At 68.2% G+C, this 17140-nt stretch carries 15 protein-coding genes and 1 tRNA gene; 3 read left to right on the top strand and 13 right to left on the bottom strand.

Annotated features, from left to right (window positions below):
- Positions 1-8 precede the first annotated feature (8 nt).
- Entirely contained in the window at positions 9-620 is a 612-nt protein-coding gene (locus AAY78_RS07085; protein ID WP_046747610.1) for a TetR family transcriptional regulator, read from the top strand.
- 466 nt (positions 621-1086) lie between these two features.
- Here the strand turns inward: AAY78_RS07085 and AAY78_RS07080 are convergent, their stop codons facing one another.
- The 4 genes from AAY78_RS07080 to AAY78_RS07065 all read right to left on the bottom strand — a co-directional run bounded on the left by AAY78_RS07080 (position 1087) and on the right by AAY78_RS07065 (position 3212).
- Positions 1087-1584, bottom strand: coding sequence for a hypothetical protein (locus tag AAY78_RS07080; RefSeq protein ID WP_156172623.1), 498 nt, complete (start codon positions 1582-1584; stop codon positions 1087-1089).
- The gene (locus AAY78_RS07075; RefSeq protein ID WP_156172622.1) at positions 1581-1919 is read right to left on the bottom strand and encodes an HNH endonuclease; all 339 of its coding nucleotides are present in this window, start codon (positions 1917-1919) and stop codon (positions 1581-1583) included. Before AAY78_RS07075 ends, AAY78_RS07080 begins: the two co-directional genes overlap by 4 nt.
- A 104-nt stretch (positions 1920-2023) precedes the next feature.
- A tRNA-Ser gene (locus AAY78_RS07070) sits at positions 2024-2114 on the bottom strand.
- A 51-nt stretch (positions 2115-2165) separates the two neighbouring features.
- The gene (locus AAY78_RS07065) at positions 2166-3212 is read right to left on the bottom strand and encodes a hypothetical protein (protein WP_046747608.1); all 1047 of its coding nucleotides are present in this window, start codon (positions 3210-3212) and stop codon (positions 2166-2168) included.
- 128 nt (positions 3213-3340) lie between these two features.
- On the opposite strand from AAY78_RS07065, the gene AAY78_RS07060 reads away from it, so the two are divergent.
- Positions 3341-4117 (top strand): hypothetical protein, encoded by a 777-nt coding sequence (locus AAY78_RS07060; protein WP_046747607.1) that lies wholly within the window; start codon positions 3341-3343, stop codon positions 4115-4117.
- Between the two features lie 40 nt (positions 4118-4157).
- Here the strand turns inward: AAY78_RS07060 and cydC are convergent, their stop codons facing one another.
- Genes cydC through AAY78_RS07035 form a run of 5 tightly spaced genes read right to left on the bottom strand, consistent with a single transcriptional unit; the run spans position 4158 to position 10665 of the window.
- A complete protein-coding gene (gene cydC, locus AAY78_RS07055) occupies positions 4158-5846 on the bottom strand; it encodes a thiol reductant ABC exporter subunit CydC (protein WP_046747606.1) in 1689 nt (562 codons plus the stop codon).
- The gene (gene cydD / locus AAY78_RS07050) at positions 5843-7513 is read right to left on the bottom strand and encodes a thiol reductant ABC exporter subunit CydD (RefSeq protein ID WP_046747605.1); all 1671 of its coding nucleotides are present in this window, start codon (positions 7511-7513) and stop codon (positions 5843-5845) included. Before cydD ends, cydC begins: the two co-directional genes overlap by 4 nt.
- Complete coding sequence (gene cydB, locus AAY78_RS07045) at positions 7510-8538, bottom strand: cytochrome d ubiquinol oxidase subunit II (RefSeq protein WP_029259883.1); 1029 nt, start codon at positions 8536-8538, stop codon at positions 7510-7512. Before cydB ends, cydD begins: the two co-directional genes overlap by 4 nt.
- 14 nt (positions 8539-8552) lie before the next feature.
- Positions 8553-9968 (bottom strand): cytochrome ubiquinol oxidase subunit I, encoded by a 1416-nt coding sequence (locus tag AAY78_RS07040; protein WP_029259882.1) that lies wholly within the window; start codon positions 9966-9968, stop codon positions 8553-8555.
- Positions 9955-10665, bottom strand: a complete 711-nt coding sequence (locus tag AAY78_RS07035) for a helix-turn-helix transcriptional regulator (protein WP_046747604.1) — start codon at positions 10663-10665, stop codon at positions 9955-9957. The genes AAY78_RS07040 and AAY78_RS07035 overlap by 14 nt, the downstream gene beginning before the upstream one ends.
- A 100-nt stretch (positions 10666-10765) precedes the next feature.
- Here AAY78_RS07035 and radA point away from each other — a divergent pair, with 100 nt between their 5' ends.
- On the top strand, positions 10766-12133 hold the full coding sequence (gene radA, locus AAY78_RS07030) for a DNA repair protein RadA (protein ID WP_046747603.1): 1368 nt from the start codon (positions 10766-10768) through the stop codon (positions 12131-12133).
- 80 nt (positions 12134-12213) lie between these two features.
- On the opposite strand, the gene AAY78_RS07025 is transcribed toward radA, so the two are convergent.
- From AAY78_RS07025 to AAY78_RS07010, 4 genes are all read right to left on the bottom strand, one after another.
- A complete protein-coding gene (locus AAY78_RS07025) occupies positions 12214-12624 on the bottom strand; it encodes a hypothetical protein (RefSeq protein ID WP_046747602.1) in 411 nt (136 codons plus the stop codon).
- A 374-nt stretch (positions 12625-12998) separates the two neighbouring features.
- Positions 12999-13649: a hypothetical protein gene (locus AAY78_RS07020; protein ID WP_046747601.1), complete on the bottom strand. Its 651-nt coding sequence runs from the start codon at positions 13647-13649 to the stop codon at positions 12999-13001.
- Positions 13650-13720: 71 nt separating this feature from the next.
- Complete coding sequence (locus tag AAY78_RS07015) at positions 13721-14221, bottom strand: amino-acid N-acetyltransferase (protein WP_046747600.1); 501 nt, start codon at positions 14219-14221, stop codon at positions 13721-13723.
- Between the two features lie 245 nt (positions 14222-14466).
- Positions 14467-17001 carry an ATP-dependent Clp protease ATP-binding subunit gene (locus AAY78_RS07010; protein WP_046747599.1) on the bottom strand — a complete coding sequence of 845 codons (2535 nt, stop codon included), beginning with the start codon at positions 16999-17001 and terminating at the stop codon, positions 14467-14469.
- Positions 17002-17140 lie beyond the last annotated feature (139 nt).

Genomic DNA, 17140 nt, shown 5'->3' with positions numbered 1-17140 from the left:
AGGGAGAAATGGACGAAGCGTCGAAGGAACCGGGAACACGGGAGAAGATCCTCATCGCCGCGGCAACCATGCTGGGCGAGAACCCGACCGCACGTCTGAGCGTGAGAGCAGTGGCCGCCCGCGCTCAGGTGAGCACGGGGTCGCTACGCCACTTCTTCCCGACGCAGCGGGAACTCATCGAGACGGTGGTGGCCGCGATGTACGACCTGGAGATCCCCGATGATCCGATCAATGATCGTTCTCTGACGGCGGAGGAGAGGCTCATCGCGTGCTTGCAGCTCATCCTCCGCCAAATCGGCGTGGGCGAGAGCGCGCGGAAGCAGTGGGGAGCGCTCTACGAGGCGTACGTGGCCACGCCTCCGTCCGAAGACGAAGCGGCCACCTACATCGCCCTGGACCGCATGGGACGACATCGGATCGCGCAGTGGCTGACCACGTTGATCGACGAGGGCGTGGTCCCCGCCGGTCGGGTCGAGGAGCGAGCACGGTTCCTCTCGACCGTGCTGGCGGGGCTCATGACCGAACGCGCGCTGCCTTTCGACGCCGTGGGCATCGAGGCCGAGACGACGACTCTGCGGCTCGCAGCCCACGCGGTCATGAGCGAATGGCCCGCCGCATGATGATCGCCACCGCCCTGGCGCCCGAACCGTCAGCTGCCGGTAAGCCCGCAGCCTCGATGGAAGAGGTTCTCGCTGCTGAGAGAAGCGCCTGCGGGCACGTCGACTACACCGCGAAGTTCGCGATGGGGTGTGCAGATCTCGTTGCCGGCTAGGGAATCTCCGCGTCCTCTCGGTCGACGATCAAGTGCATCCGCTCCCCCGGACACAACCCCTTTCGATGCCGTCCGGCGCTGACCTAGCATGAAGTATGAACGTTAGATGGCGACGTGCGGTAGTTATCACTCTGATCGTCGTGGCTTTCGCGCTGCTGTGGGCCGCGGTTGCCTTCGAATGGCTCACCGAAGCTGGCATTATCTGGGGCCTCGCCCTTGTGGTCATTGCATTCGCGGTGCTTGCCGTAGTGGCTGCATTCCGCAAGCGGCCCCGCCCGGAGCCCTCTGACCAGCTCAGCGCCTCGGACGAGCACTCAGACCTTTACCTCGGGCGACAGAAGCGGGTTCAGCCTCGTCGTGACGTGCGGGAGACGTCTCAGATCGGTGACGGTCTGCCACCGGATCCTCTGGCTATCCGGAATCAGAACGACTGACTCGGGTATGACGAAGGGCCCCGCGGCTTTTTTGCGCGTCACGCTCTCCGGTGGCGGCCCGTCCGGTGCATCCGGCGCACACACCTTGCAGCGCCTGTACCGTCCCGCAGCCTGGAGCTCGTCGACGGTCACGTACAAGGCTTCGTAGTAGTTTCGGTCCACGCCCTCGACGGATCCAACAAGCGAACGACCGTCTTCGTAGGACTCGAGGACCTGGTATCCAGCACGAGGCAGCTCTTCACGAATGTCGCCGCGTGCCTGGTGCTGGATCGTCGGGCAGTCCTCACGGTGCAGCACGCGCGGCGTCTCGCCGGTGCGATTCAGGATCAGACGCGGAGTCTCGGGCACGTCACCATCATCCCGCGGCAGGACCGTCATGCCCACACCAGCCTGTGGTGGCGAGCGAAGTCCGCGGCCGTGTTCGTGTTGTGGGCGGTACACAACCGCTCAACCAGCTCCTCGACGACCACCTGCAGCGCGACGGTCTCTATATCGCGCCCCGCTCGCACGGCACCCTCAGAGTCGACGACGAGATACCCCTGCTCGAACAGCTCGTCGCACCCCAGGTTGCAGGCGAGCATCGCGATCGCTGCGAAGTCCTTCCGGTGGTCCTCGTCGGAAACAGACCGCGGCACGATGTGGGCTGCCACTAGCAGCGACGCAGGCAGCCGGCGGCCGCACAAATCGCAGTTTGCCGCGTCACGTCCTGCCAACAGATATCCGCGGAGACGCCCTTGCTGCGTTACCGCAGACCGATCACCGAACATGACGAAGGCCCCGCATCCCAGTGTTTACAAGGGATGCGGGGCCTTCGTGGTGGCGGTGACGGTGGGATTTGAACCCACGGTAGGGGGTTACCCTACACAACTTTTCGAGAGTTGCACCTTCGGCCGCTCGGACACGTCACCGCGGAACAGCTTACGCGACGCGGGGCGTCCACGCGAATCGAGAGCAGCAGCTCACCAGGCGCTGGCGACCTCGGCGTGCGTGCGCAGGATGCCCTCGGTCGATCCGGCGGGTGCGCGGCCGATGCCGCATTCCGTCGCGACCCCGAACGCGGAGACGAACGGAGCAGCGGCGGCGATGCGACGTGCGGCGCCCTCGACCCCGTCCTCCCGGTGCACGAGCCCCAGGTACAGCTCGTCGACCGGTGCGAGGTCGGTGAGCGGGGCGAAGTAGGCCTCGTCGTCGTGGTCGATCGGCACGGGGAGGTGCAGCCAGGTGAGCGGACGCGCGGATGCGGCCACGACGGCGTTCGCATACCGGACCAGGTTCGCCGCGTCGCGCGGCTCGAAGAAGTGCTTCTCCCCCGCGTCGCCGTAGCAGAGGTGCACGCCCACCTCGACGTCGGCGGGCACCGCGTCGACCAGGGCGGCCAGCCGTGCGACCAGTCCGGCGAACGGGTCGCCGGGCCACCAGGCCTCCATCACGGATCCGTACCCGGCCGCGCGCTCGATGATGCCCATCTCGCTGGCGACGTCCCACTGCACGGCGAGGTCTTCGTGCGGGATGGCGGCCAGGATCTCCTCGAGCTCGCGCAGGATCGCGGCGGTGTAGACGGGCTCGATGGCGCCGCGATCATCGCCGTGGAAGAACGAGGCGATCACCGCGAGCGGCGTGGGCAACGACACCTGGAACCGCACCTCCGCCGGAACCGCACCTTCGGCGCGCAGTCGCTCGAACACCGCATACGACTCGATCGCGGCGGCTGCGTAGCCGAGCGGCGGCAGCTCGATGGCCGAGGCATCCACGCCCTCGCCGATGCGCAGACCCCGGGCATCGATGCCGGCGGGGAACGGGATGGGTTCATCGCCGATGCGCTCGATGCCCTCGGCCAGTCCGATCACGTCGGGCTGGAACATGATCCAGTGGAACCGCTTGCCGACCTCGCCGTCCGGGATGCGGCGGAGTCGAGTGCCGAGCGTCTCCGCGGCGGTGCGGATCGTGGTCTCGGCGTCGTCGTAGTTCACGCTGCCCACGAGGAGGGCACCCTGCGGCTGAGTCATGCCCCCAGAATATCGGCGGGTCGGCGGTGTTTTCCCCGGCGGCGGCTCCGCCAGGACGGGGGCGATCGAGTTAGGATGGCCTTACAACCCGCCGCCTGTGGGGGCAGCGATGACGGGAAGGTTCCATCATGGGCTTCATCACGTCCGAGGCACTGGCCGACACCGGCTACGTCGTGCTCGACGACCACACCTCCGCCACCGATCCCGCTGAATGGCTGGGCCTCGAGTACGTCGGTTGGCGCTCCTCCGGCATCACGCGCTTCGCCCCGCTCACCAGCTATGCCGGCGACGTCGACTGCAACGGCTTCTGGAACCACACCCCGCCGCGCACCGACAAGGACGGTGTCTGGGTCGACTCGCAGGTCGCGATCGCCCCGACGCTCCAGCGCCGGGCCCAGGAACCGGGCGCGGGCATCGGCCGATGCCGCGTGATCGAGCTGCAGCCCAACGAGTACGCCGACGCGATCTACAACCTGCACCAGGACGACAACAACCGCCTCAACGAAGAGGGCACCGGCTGGGTCGTCCGCGGCTTCTTCAACCTCTCCGACGACACCGAGTCGATGCTGATCCTGCGCTCCGATCGCTTCGACCCCGCGACCGAGATCCGCCTGCCGCTGCGCGCCGGCTCCCGCATCATCGTCGACACGCAGCGCTTCTGGCACGCGGTCTGGCACCGCGGCACGGCACCCCGGTACGCCCTCATCACCTCGTGGACCAGCGGCCCCGAGCTCGACGCGTACATCGCCGCCAACCACGGCGACCCGCACCCCAAGACCGTCGACCTCGATCCCCGGTTCGTCGACGCCGCCCAGATCGAGCTGCATCGCCGCATCGAAGAGCGCCGTCGCGCGTTCGAAGCACAGGGCATCGTGATGGAACCGCCCGTGGACATGAACGTCTGAGACGTCGGCCGGCGGGTCTCCCCGCACGGAGCCAACGGCGTCAGACCGTGCGGCCGTCGTGGATCCGCACCACGCGGTCGACCGTCCCCGCCGGCGGCGCCACGTGCGAGATCAGCAGCACCGACTGCTCCCCCGCGGCCAGCAGCAGATCGCGCAGCAGGGCATCCGATGCCTCAGGATCGACGCCCGCCGTCGGCTCGTCGAGCACCAGCACGGGGAAGCCGCGCAGCAGCGCCCTGGCGAGCGAGATCCGCTGCGCCTGACCGCCGGACACCAGCGCGCCGCGGTCACCCACCCTCGCATCGAGGCCCCCGCGCTCCCGCACCCAGTCACCGAGTCCGACCCGGTCGAGCATCGCCAGCAGTTCCTCGTCCGAGGCGGAGTCGCGCGCGAAGAGCAGATTCTGGCGGATGTCCTCGTCGAACAGCTGAGGGCTCTGCTCGCACAGTCCGATCACGCGTCGCAGCGCCGGGCCCGAGAGCTCTGCGGCGTCGCGACCACCCACCAGATACTCGCCCTCCACGCGCAGGAAGCCGACCAGGGTCGCCGCGAGCGAGCTCTTGCCCGCCCCACTCGGTCCCGCGACCAGCACGCGCTCACCGGCGCGGAGGTCGAGGTCGATTCCCTTCAGCGCGGGCGTGCCGCCGGGCCAGGTCGCCCTGACGCCGCGCAGATGCAGCTCGGGAGTGCGCGCGAACTCCACGTCATCCCCCTCGTCGGAACGCAACTCCTCCGGCATCCGCTCCGGGAGCACGTCGACGATGCGCCCGGCGCTCGCGCGCACGCTCCGCCATGACGCCGCAGCGATCGGCACCGCTCCGAACACCTCGAAGACCACCATCGGCACGAGCACCGCCACGGCCAGCCACGGACCGTCGATCGAGCCGTCCGCAAGACCCGGAGCCGCCACGGCGAGCGCCCAGACCGATGCCGCCCCGGCCACGGCGGACACGACACCCGCCGCGACGGCCTGAGCGAGGGAGGCACGGTCGACCACGCGTCGCAGAGCCGCATCGGCGGCGGTGATCCGCGCCCGCGCCTGTCGCTCCGCCCCGTAGGCGATGAGAACGTCGAGGCTCCCGAGGTAGTCGACGAGAGCTGCGGAGAGCTCTGCCCGACGCTCCGAGACCCGTGCTTCGGCGTGCGAGCCGAACGCCCAACCGAGTCCGATCGCTGCAGCCGCGGCGGCCAGGAGGCAGACCGCGAGAGCGAGGGCGGCCGGGGGCGAGACGAACGCGAGGAAGCCCACCGCTCCGACCGCGACGAGCGCCGCCACACCGAGCGGCTGCACCACTCGCAGCGGCAGGTTCTGCAGGTTCTCGACGTCGTCCACGAGAGCTGCGAGCACCTGCCCGCGGTCCGTCGAGCCGAGTCCCGCCGGCGACAGAGGGATCAGCCGGCGCACCATGTCGGCACGAGTCGAGGCGAGCTGACGCAGCGCGGCATCGTGTCCGCTCAGGCGCTCCAGATAGCGGGTGACCGCGCGCGAGACGGCGAAGAAGCGCACACCGACGACGGCGATCGACAGCGGCACCAGCGAATCGACGATCGAGGCGCTCACGATCAGCCACCCGCTGACCGCGAGCAGACTCACGGCGGCGGCGGCCGAGAGCAGACCCCAGATCAGTCCCGGTACGAAGCGGCCGAGTGGCGGCTGCGCGAGTCGCAGGATGGCGCCGACCCGGTGACCGCGGGAATGCGCGGCATCGGTTGTGCGGGGTGCAGTCATGCGTTCACCCCCAGCGCCACGATCTGATCCGCGATCTCCCGTGCGGTCCGACGGTGGGAGACGAGGAGGATCGTCGCCCCGGCATCCGCCTTCTCGCGCAACGATCGCCACAGCCGGTCCTCGGTCTCGGGGTCGAGCGCACTCGACGGCTCATCGAGTGCGAGCACGCGGTCGGGCGCCGATCCCTGGCGATACAGGGCGCGGGCGACAGCCACCCGCTGCGCCTGCCCGCCCGACAGCCCCGCCCCCTGCACGCCGAGTTCCAGCGCGGGGTCGATCCCCTCGGCGCAGGCGTCGTCGAGCGCAGCGCGCACCCGACCTGCGTCCGGCACAGGATCACCGAGGGTGACGTTCGCCGCCACGGTCCCGCGCGTCAGTCCAGGTGCCTGTCCGGCCCAGGCGAGCCACACCGACGGCGCGATCCCCCGCACGTCCGCGCCGCCGTAGAACGCCGTCCCCTCGAACTCGACCGCGCCCCGGAGTGCCGCCAGCAGCGACGACTTCCCCGACCCGCTCGGCCCCTCGATGACCGTGATGGTCCCCGGCCCGGCTGCGAACGACACGGACGGCAGGTCGCGCACCCGCAGACCCTCGACCACGAGGTCTCCGCCGTTCGCCGGTTCCACGGTGGTGTCCACATGCATGACCGATTCACGGATGCCGGGGGTTTCGGCGGCGATTCCTCCGACATCCGTCGAAAGCTCCTGCATCCGCGCGCGCTCCCCCGCCGCATCGAGCACCTCGAAGACGTCCTCCGTCGCCGCGACCCCCTCGGCCGCCGCGTGGAACTGCACCCCCACCTGCCGGATGGGCAGGAACGCCTCGGGAGCGAGCAGTAGCACGAACAGCCCCACCTCGAGGGTCAGATCGCCCGACAGCAGCCGGAAGCCGACCGACACCGCGATCAGGGCCACCGCGATCGAGGCCAGCAGCTCCATCGCGAAGCCGGACAGGAACGAGAACCGCAGCACCTTCATGGTCTCGCGGCGGTACTCGTCGGCGGTGACCTCGATGCGGTCGGCCGCACGCCGGTCGCGTCCGAACAGTCGCAGCGTCGACAGCCCCTGCACCGTGTCGGCGAAGCGTGCCGCGAGGCGCTGCAGCGTCTGCCACTGCCGGGTCTGCACGGTGCGGGTCGCCATGCCGATCAGGATGAGGAACAACGGGATCAGCGGCAGCGTGATCACTGCGGTGAGTCCGCTCGGCCAGTCCTGCCACCACATGACCGCGACGAGCACCGGCGTCGCGATCACGGTCAGCACGAGCTGCGGGATGTACCGGGCGAAGTAGGCGTCGAGAGCTTCGAGCCCGTGACCGGCCGTGACCGCGAGCGCCGTCTGATTGCGCTGCGCGAGCCACCCTGGCCCGAGCCTCCCGACCGCAGCCACGAGCGCCGTGCGCAGCTGCATCCCCGTCTTGGCGGCCGCCCGTGTGCCCGCGGCATCCGAGGCCGCGATGAGCAGGCCGCGCAGCAGAGCCGTGAGCAGCAGCCAGAGCAGCGACGAGGTGACGTCACGCCCCGCGAGCGCCCCCGTGATCGCGTCGGTCAGCAGCCACGCGAAGACGATCGTGACCGCCGTCTGGACGACGCCGATCAACGCGGATGCCGCGAGGAAACCCCTCGCGGCACCCGCGTATCGCAGCAGTCTCGGATCGACGGGTTTCACGCGTGCGCCGGAGCCCCCTCGATGGATTTCCGGGTGACGCGCTTGCGGAACACCCAGTAGGTCCACGCCTGGTACGCGAGCACGAGCGGCATCGCGATCAGGGCCGTCCAGCTCATGATCTGCAGCGTGTACGGGGTACTCGAGGCGTTGGCGATCGTGAGGCTGTAGGCCGGGTCGATCGTCGACGGCATCACGTACGGGAACAGGGCGGAGAACAGCATGACCACGGCGAACATGACCGTGAGCATGCCGGCGAAGAACGCCCACCCGTCGCGACGGACGAGCGAGAAGCCGACCGCCGCGATCAGGCTGACCGCCGCGAGCGCACCGGCTGCGATGACCAGCCAGAGCAGCGGAGCCTCGCGGCCCATCGCGATCGCGACCGTCCAGATCACCGTCGCGGCTGCGACGAGGATCGTCGGGATGGCGGCCTTCTTTGCGAGCTTCTGCGCATCCTCATGCACCTGACCATCGGTCTTGAGTGCCACGAACAGCACCCCGTGCAGGAAGAAGAGCAGCAGCGTGGTGACGCCCACCAGCAGTGCGTAGGGGTTCAGCAGGGAGAAGAAGCCGCCGACGAAGATGTGGTTCTCGTCGATCGCGACGCCCTGCACGATGTTGCCGAACGCCACACCCCACAGCAGAGCGGGAACGACCGAGCCGATCACGATCATCCGGTCGAAGCCGGCCTTCCACTTCGCGCTGTCGCGCTGGTGCCGGTACTCGAACGAGACACCGCGCAGGATCAGCGCGAGCAGGATCAGCAGCAGCGGCAGGTAGAAGCCGCTGAACAGCGTGGCGTACCACTCGGGGAACGACGCGAACAGCACGGCGCCGGCCACGATGACCCAGGTCTCGTTGAGATCCCAGACCGGGCCGATCGTGTTGATGACCTGTCGGCGCGAGACGTCGTTCTTGCCGAGGAACGGCAGGGACATGCCGACTCCGAAATCGAAGCCGTCCAGGACGAAGTAGCCGACGAAGAAGAAGGCGACGATGAAGAACCAGAGTGTTGCGAGATCCATGATGCTCCTCCCTCTCAGTAGACGACCGACGGCAGCTGGGCCGTCTCGTCATGCGGCTTCTCTTCGGTGTCGGGCCCCTTCTGGGCGGCCCGGATGATGAGGCGGATCTCCACGACGGCGAGCGCCGCATAGATCGCGGTGAACGCGATGAGCGATATCAGCACCTCGAGCCCGCTGACGCCCGGCGAGACACCGTCCTGCGTCGTCATCAGCCCGAACACGATCCAGGGCTGTCTGCCCATCTCGGTGAAGACCCAGCCCATGATGTTGGCGGCCAGCGCGAGCGGGAACGACCAGATGGCGACCTTCCACATCCACGGTGCGACCGGCTTCTTGGCGCCCTTGCGGGTGACCCAGAGGCCCGCGACGGCGACGAGCGCCGCGGCGATGCCCAGGCCGATCATCCAGCGGAAGGCCCAGTACGTGATCCACAGCACCGGGGCGAAGTCGGTCAGACCGGTGGCGGCGTAGGTCTGCGCGTACTCGGCGTTCAGATCGTTGATGCCGTGCACACACGCGTCGAGGGTGTGTGTCGACAGCAGCGAGAGCAGATAGGGCACGCGGATGGAGAACAGTTCGGAGCTGCCGTCCGGGGTGCCGAGCGTGAAGATGCTGAACGAGGCATCGGGACCGCAGACCGTGTTGAACGTGGCCTCGGCCGCCGCCATCTTCATGGGCTGCGCGGCGTACATCGCGAGGCCCAGCTGGTCGCCCGTGAGCACGACGCCCGCGGTCGAGACGATCATGGCCCACAGCCCGAACTTGAGCGAGATGCGCATGGTGTCGAAGTGCTGGCCGCGCGAGAGGTGCCAGGCCGAGACCGAGATCACGACACCGGCGGCGAACATGAACGCACCGAAGATCGTGTGCGGGAACGCGGCGAGCGCGACGGGGTTGGTCAGCAGCGCCCAGAAGTCGGTCAGCTCGGCGCGGTTGGTCGCCTCGTTGAACGTGTACCCGACGGGGTTCTGCATGAAGGCGTTGGCAGCGATGATGAAGTACGCCGACAGGATGCTGCCGATCGAGACGCACCAGATCGTGGCGAGGTGCAGCTTCTGCGGGAGCTTGTCCCAGCCGAAGATCCAGAGGCCGATGAAGGTCGCCTCGAAGAAGAAGGCCAGCAGGCCCTCGAAGGCGAGCGGGGCGCCGAACACGTCACCGACGAAGCGGGAGTAGTCGGACCAGTTCATGCCGAACTGGAACTCCTGCACGATGCCGGTGACGACGCCCATGGCGAAGTTGATCAGGAAGATCTTCCCGAAGAAGCGGGTCAGGTGCAGGTACTGCACCTTGCCGGTGCGCACCCACGCGGTCTGGAAGATCGCCGCGACCAGCGCCATGCCGATCGTGAGCGGCACGAAGAGGTAGTGGTAGACGGTCGTCAGGCCGAATTGCCATCGGGCCAGAGCGAGTGGATCAAGCCATTCCATGCACGACTCCTGTTCTGTGGTGCCGCTGCTTCGTGCTGTGACGCAGCGTTCCCTCGACCAGCGGCGCGGTGGTGTCGCGCAGCTGCACGGTGCAGTCCGACGGGAGGACAGCGTCGCGCACGCACTCGGCTTCGAGTGGTCCGCCTGCCTCGTTCAGGACGCCTTGCATGAGTTCCAGGTGCACGCGGCACAGCATCGGGCGGTCTTCCGACCGTCCGGCGGCGTGCGGGCACGGGCTGAGGTCGACCGTGAGACTGCGGTCGTCGAGCACGGGCTCGAAGCCGCTCTCCTCCAGGTGCTCGACGAGCGCATCGAACTGATAGGTGGCTTCGCGACCGAGTCCGGATGCCGCGTCGGGGAGCATGCTCCGCATCAGGTCGCCGCGACGGGCTGCCGCCTTCGCCTTGTCTCGGGCCACGGGACTGGAGGCCCCTGGCGCTCCGGTCGCCGCGCTGTACAGCGTGCGCGGTCGGCCCCGCGTCGTGCGGTGCTCGATCGTGGGGATCACGTAGCCGCCCTCGATCAGGCGCTGCAGGTGCTCGCGGATCGTGTTGGGGTGCAGCCCGGTGGCTTCGCACAGCTCGGTGATCGAGAGCTCGCCCCGGGTCTGCGAACTTCCCGCTTCGAAGAGCAAGTGCAGGATCTGCACCCGGGAGTAGCTCGAGATCGGCCCGCAGACGGGCCCGCCGTTGGCCATGAACCCAGTATCCCGCGACACTGCGAGTTTGCCGAGAGGATCGGCCGTGAATAAACACCTGGCCGATAGGGATGTCTGATGCCGGCGATAGCCTGGGGGCATGGCCACCCGGAAACCCGCTCCTCCCGCGTACGTGTGCACGGAATGCGGGTGGACCACCGCCAAGTGGGTCGGACGCTGCGGCGAGTGCCAGCAGTGGGGAACGGTGCAGGAGCAGGCAGCGCAGACGGGCATCCTCCGTCGGGTGGGGCCGGTCGCGCCGACGGCCGACCGTGCCGCCCGGCCCATCACGCAGATCACGACGCAGGATGCACCGCGTCGCTCGAGCGGCGTCGGCGAGTTCGACCGTGTCCTCGGCGGCGGCATCGTGCCGGGGGCGGCGATCCTGCTCAGCGGTGAACCCGGCGTCGGCAAGTCCACGCTTCTGCTCGAGGTGGCAGCGCAAGCGGCTCGCGGCGGACGCCGTGTGCTCTACGCGAGCGCCGAGGAATCCCCCGGTCAGGTGCGCCTGCGCGCCGAGCGCACTGGCGCGCTGCACGACGAGCTGTATCTCGCGAGCGAGACCGATCTGGCGACCATCCTCGGCCACATCGACGAGGTCAAGCCGCAGCTCGTGATCGTCGACTCGGTGCAGACCGTCTCGTCGTCCCTGATCGACGGCGCCGCCGGGCAGCCCAGCCAGGTGCGAGAGGTGGCTGCCACGCTGATCCGCATCGCCAAGGATCGCGACCTGCCGATCATCATCGTCGGCCACGTGACAAAAGACGGTCAGGTCGCCGGGCCCCGTGTGCTCGAGCACCTCGTCGACGTGGTGTGTCACTTCGAGGGCGACCGGCAGACCTCGCTGCGCTTCGTCCGCGCGCTCAAGAACCGCTTCGGTCCGACCGACGAGGTGGGCTGCTTCGAGATGACCGGCGGCGGCATCGCCGAGGTGCCAGACCCCTCAGGGCTCTTCCTCTCGCAGGGGGCGACCGAGCCAGGCACGTGCGTGGCGATCTCGCTCGAGGGTCGACGCGCCCTCCCCGTCGAGGTGCAGGCGCTCACGGTGCCGAGCAACGCCCCGAACCCGCGCCGCATCGTGCACGGCGTCGACTCTTCGCGAGTCGCCATGGTGCTGGCCATCCTCGAGAAGAGAGCCGGCATCGCGACCGGCAGCCTCGACGTCTACGTGTCCACGGTCGGCGGTGTGCGCTTCACCGAACCCGCGGCCGACCTCGCGATCGCCATCGCCGTGGCGGGTTCCATCCAGCAGATCTCGGTTCCGCGCACGGTCGCGGCGGTGGGCGAGCTGAGCCTCGCCGGGGAGATCAGGCCGGTCACGCAGGCGGCCCAGCGACGCTCCGAGGCCGCGCGCCTCGGCTATGAGCAGGTGGTCGACGATCGTTCGAAGACGCTCCGAGCCGCGCTGAGCGATGTGCGCGCGCGCAACACCTCACGCCGATCCGACCGCGACATCCCCCCGTTCTGACCGCCCGCGCTTCCGCGTCGCGGTTTTGACGTCGACGGTCAGGCATGGAGGGTCTGACGCCGTGTGTCAGGCGTCGCGTGTCAGGCGTCGAGCGCCTTGAGCAGCTCAGCGGGATCGGCCTGCATCGGGTGCGGCCCGGCGATATCGAGGAACACCGTCGTGATCGGATGCGCCGCGAGGAACTTCCGCAGCCAGTCCGCGCTGTAGATGCCCACTCCTGGAGGCAGGTTGGCAGGCTTGTTCTTCGCGTCGCTGAAGAGCAGCAGGGCGAGGTCACCGGTGTTCGGGTCGCGATACGTCCACACCTCGCCGCTGTCGAGAGGGTTGTCCCGCGCGCCGGGCTTGATGAGCGGGACGATCGTGGTGCCGTGCCGGAGGGCGAGCGCGACCGCAGCGACATCCTGCTTCTCCAGAGCCTGCGCCAGAGCGTCCGAACGGAAATCCTCGGGTGCCGGCTTGTTCTTTCCGGACTTCGCCTTCTTCGCTGCCATGCATCCAGCTTATGCAGAGCGCCGGGCTCAGAGTGCCGATCCGACAGCGGAGACGATTGGGGCCCTCTCGAGTCCCACATTGGGGACTGGGGTACTCGAGAGGGCCCTCGGACTCTCGTGCGGCGATGTCGAAGCGCTGGGGACGCTGTAGTTCGACGCCACTGGGGATGGCTTGTTGCCGCAGATGCGGAGAGTCGCTTCTATGGTATCCCAAAGAGTGGGGGATGTCAGCATCGTGCGGCGAAGGCAGGCGACATCGCTCCATTTCGTGCGATACCCGTCGAGCGACGACGGATTTCGAACGCGCCGTCTGAGATCGCTTCGAACTCAGCGGGACGGAGCTGCGCAGCGATCGGTCGTCGGTGCGACGTCGTTCAGTAGAGCAGGATCTGCGCGCTCGAGGGGCTCGTGAAACCGCCGATGGATACCTCGACGTGGTACGAGGCTCCGCCCCCAGGCGCTCGCTGCCGATTCTCCTGGGCACAGGTCTCGACACTCGACCGGGTGCGATCCCAGGTGACGGGGTCTTTGCTCGTGACCGTGGTACCCGCCGTGAGCGTGGCGATCATGCTGCTCGGGTTCTCCTGGCAGTCGGTCGAACGCCACCATTCGTCCGAACCGCTGGAGATCGTGAACGCCTGGGTGGCGGAACCGACGTCGAGCGTGCAGTCCTTCGTGCCCTTGTTGGTCAGCGAGATCGAGAGCTTCGGCAGAACGCCGGGCGCATAGCTCTCGGCGTCGGTCACGGCGGCGACCTCGATGTCCGCCGCCTCGCAGGCGACGATCGCCGGCGTCTGCTCGGAGGAGGGATCGGGAGAGGGCGACTGCCCCTCGGTCGTCGCGCCCGCGGACGGTGACGGCGACGTGGAGGGGGTGGACGTCGGCGTCGATGACGTGTCGGCCGAGGCCCACGGGCGGGCGATCAGCAACCAGGCGCCGATGCCGATCGCGGCGACGGCCAGGATGAGACCGAGGATGACGACCAGTCGCCGACGACGGTAGACGGCGGCAGAGCGACGGGGCATGACTCCAGGCTAAGCGATCCGCCGCGCTCAGCCTGGGAGGCCCCACGGCACACGCGGACGAACGTGCGTGGTCAGAGCACCTTGAGCATGCGCGTGTTGCCGAGCGTGTTCGGCTTGACGTGGGCGAGGTCGAGGAACTCCTCCACACCCGCGTCACCGCTGCGCAACAGCTGCGAGTACACGTCCGAGTCGACCACCTGCTCGCCGATCGGGGTGTAACCGCGCCGCCCGAAGAAGTCGACCTCGAACGTGAGGCAGAACAGGCGGGTCAGGCCGAGCGTCTTGGCGTTCTCCTCCAGGCGGTCGACGATCGCGCGCCCGACACCGTGGTGCAGCCAGTCGTCGCGCACGAGCAGAGTGCGCACCTCGCCGAGGTCTTCCCAGAACACGTGCAGCGCCCCGCATCCGATCAGCACGCCATCGGCCTCTGCGACGACGAACTCCTGCACCGCGCCGTACAGCACCGCCAGGTCTTTGCCGAGCAGGATGCGCTGTTCGACGAGCGGCTGCAGCAGGTCACGGATGCCGACGATGTCGGCGCTGCGCGCCGGACGGACGATGTACTCGCTCACACCTCAAGCCTAGAACCCACCCCTGGGCATGTCCCTCAGCCGTGGTCGGTATGCCAAAACCCAGACCATCCGATGCCCTCGAGGCGTGTCGGGCCTGGACGCGCCGAGGCGCCGCGGCATGGTCTGGGTTTTCGCACGAGGCGGGGACACAAGAGGCGGGGACGCAAGAGGCGGGGACGCACGAGGCGGGGACGCAAGAAGGGGCGGATGCCGCAGCATCCGCCCCTTCTCGTGGTTCCGGGAGGTCATTCCCCGCTGGCGACCGCCAGGTCGGGGGTGCCGGAGATCGCGCCGCCGCCGGTGTTCACACCGACCGCGACGGGACCGCCATCGCGCGGGCCGTGCTCGAACAGGAACTGCCCGTCCTTCGCGTCGACCTTCACGTGGTCTCCGGAGTTGAGCTCACCGTGCAGGATCTTCTCCGACAGACGGTCCTCGACCTCGTGCTGCATCGCGCGACGCAGCGGTCGGGCGCCCAGGGCCGGGTCGAAGCCGATCTCGATCAGACGCTCCTTGGCGGCCTGCGACAGCTCGATCGTCATGTCGCGGTCCAGCAGACGCTCGCCGAGGCGCTTGGTGAACAGATCGACGATCTGCACCAGCTCTTCCTTCGACAGCTGCGGGAACACGATGATGTCGTCGACACGGTTGAGGAACTCGGGCTTGAAGTGCCGCTTGAGCTCTTCGTTCACCTTGCCCTTCATCCGGTCGTAGCTGGTCGAGTCGTTGCCCTCGATCTGGAAGCCGACGGGTCCGCCGGCGATGTCGCGCGCACCGAGGTTGGTGGTCATGATGATGACCGTGTTCTTGAAGTCCACGATCCGACCCTGACCGTCGGTGAGACGACCCTCTTCCAGGATCTGAAGCAGCGAGTTGAAGATGTCCGGGTGCGCCTTCTCGATCTCGTCGAAGAGGACCACGCTGAACGGCTTGCGCCGCACCTTCTCGGTGAGCTGGCCACCCTCTTCGAATCCGACGAATCCGGGAGGGGCACCGAACAGACGCGAGACGGTGTGCTTCTCACCGAACTCGCTCATGTCGAGGGAGATCAGCGCAGCTTCGTCGTCGAACAGGAACTCGGCGAGAGCCTTGGCCAGCTCGGTCTTTCCGACACCCGTGGGGCCGGCGAAGATGAACGAGCCGGAGGGACGCTTCGGGTCCTTGAGGCCGGCACGCTGACGACGGATGGTCTTGGAGAGGGCGGCGATGGCCTCCTCCTGACCGATGACGCGCTGGTGCAGCGCCTTCTCCATGAAGACGAGTCGGCTGGACTCCTCCTCGGTCAGCTTGAACACGGGGATGCCGGTCGCCTGGGCGAGCACCTCGGCGATCAGACCCTCATCGACGACCGCCTGGGTCGCGACGTCGCCCGCACGCCACTGCTTCTCGAGGCGCAGACGCTCCGCGAGGAGGCTCTTCTCCTCGTCGCGCAGGGAGGCGGCCTTCTCGAAGTCCTGCTCCTCGGAGGCGACTTCCTTCTGCTCGCGCACGGCGGCGATCTTCTCGTCGAACTCACGCAGCTCGGGCGGGCTGGACAGGATCGACAGACGCAGACGTGCGCCGGCCTCGTCGATCAGGTCGATGGCCTTGTCCGGGAGGAAGCGGTCCGAGACGTAGCGGTCGGCGAGGTTCGCCGCGGCCACGATCGCGCCGTCGGTGATCTGCACCTTGTGGTGCGCCTCGTAGCGGTCGCGCAGACCCTTGAGGATGTTGATCGCGTGCGGCAGCGTCGGCTCGTTCACCTGCACCGGCTGGAAGCGGCGCTCGAGCGCGGCGTCCTTCTCGAAGTGCTTGCGGTACTCGTCGAGCGTGGTGGCACCGATCGTCTGCAGCTCGCCGCGGGCGAGGAGAGGCTTCAGGATGCTGGCCGCGTCGATCGCGCCCTCGGCGGCGCCCGCACCCACGAGGGTGTGGATCTCGTCGATGAAGACGATGATGTCGCCGCGCGTGCGGATCTCCTTGGTGACCTTCTTCAGACGCTCCTCGAAGTCACCGCGGTAGCGGGAACCGGCGATGAGCGAGCCGAGGTCGAGCGAGTAGAGCTGCTTGTCCTTCAGCGTCTCGGGCACATCGCCCTTGACGATCGCCTGGGCCAGCCCCTCGACGACGGCGGTCTTGCCGACGCCCGGCTCGCCGATCAGGACGGGGTTGTTCTTGGAACGGCGGGAGAGGATCTGCATGACCCGCTCCGCCTCCTTCTCGCGCCCGATCACCGGGTCGAGCTTGTTGTCGCGTGCGGCCTGGGTGAGGTTGCGACCGAACTGGTCGAGCACGGCCGAGCCGCCCTGAGCGCCCGCCTGCGAGTCGTTGGTCTGCGCACCGACGGACGCCGGCTCGCGACCGGGAGCGCCGGAGAGCAGCTGGATGACCTGCTGGCGCACCTTGTTGAGGTCGGCGCCGAGCTTGACGAGCACCTGGGCGGCGACGCCCTCGCCCTCGCGGATGAGGCCGAGCAGGATGTGCTCGGTGCCGATGTAGTTGTGGCCGAGCTGGAGGGCCTCGCGGAGGCTGAGCTCGAGAACCTTCTTGGCGCGCGGGGTGAACGGGATGTGGCCGGTCGGCTGCTGCTGACCCTGGCCGATGATGTCCTGCACCTGCTCGCGCACGGCGTCGAGGGAGATGCCGAGCGACTCGAGCGCCTTGGCAGCGACACCTTCACCCTCGTGGATGAGACCGAGCAGGATGTGCTCGGTTCCGATGTAGTTGTGGTTGAGCATCTTCGCCTCTTCTTGGGCGAGGACGACCACTCGACGGGCTCGGTCCGTGAATCTCTCGAACATGCTGTGACTCCTTATTCGCACGGGGCGAAGCGCTGACACCTATGGCGTTCTCTGCGCCTGTACATCGAGAGTAACCACCGCGAACGGCACGTATGCCCGTGTTCGCCGTGGGCATACCGGAGGTTGACGGGGTTATCGA

The organism is Microbacterium sp. Ag1, assembly GCF_001005635.1.
Classification (GTDB): domain Bacteria; phylum Actinomycetota; class Actinomycetes; order Actinomycetales; family Microbacteriaceae; genus Microbacterium; species Microbacterium oxydans.
Note: the sequence above shows the minus strand (reverse complement) of the source record. Positions and strands in the feature narration are given on the sequence as shown.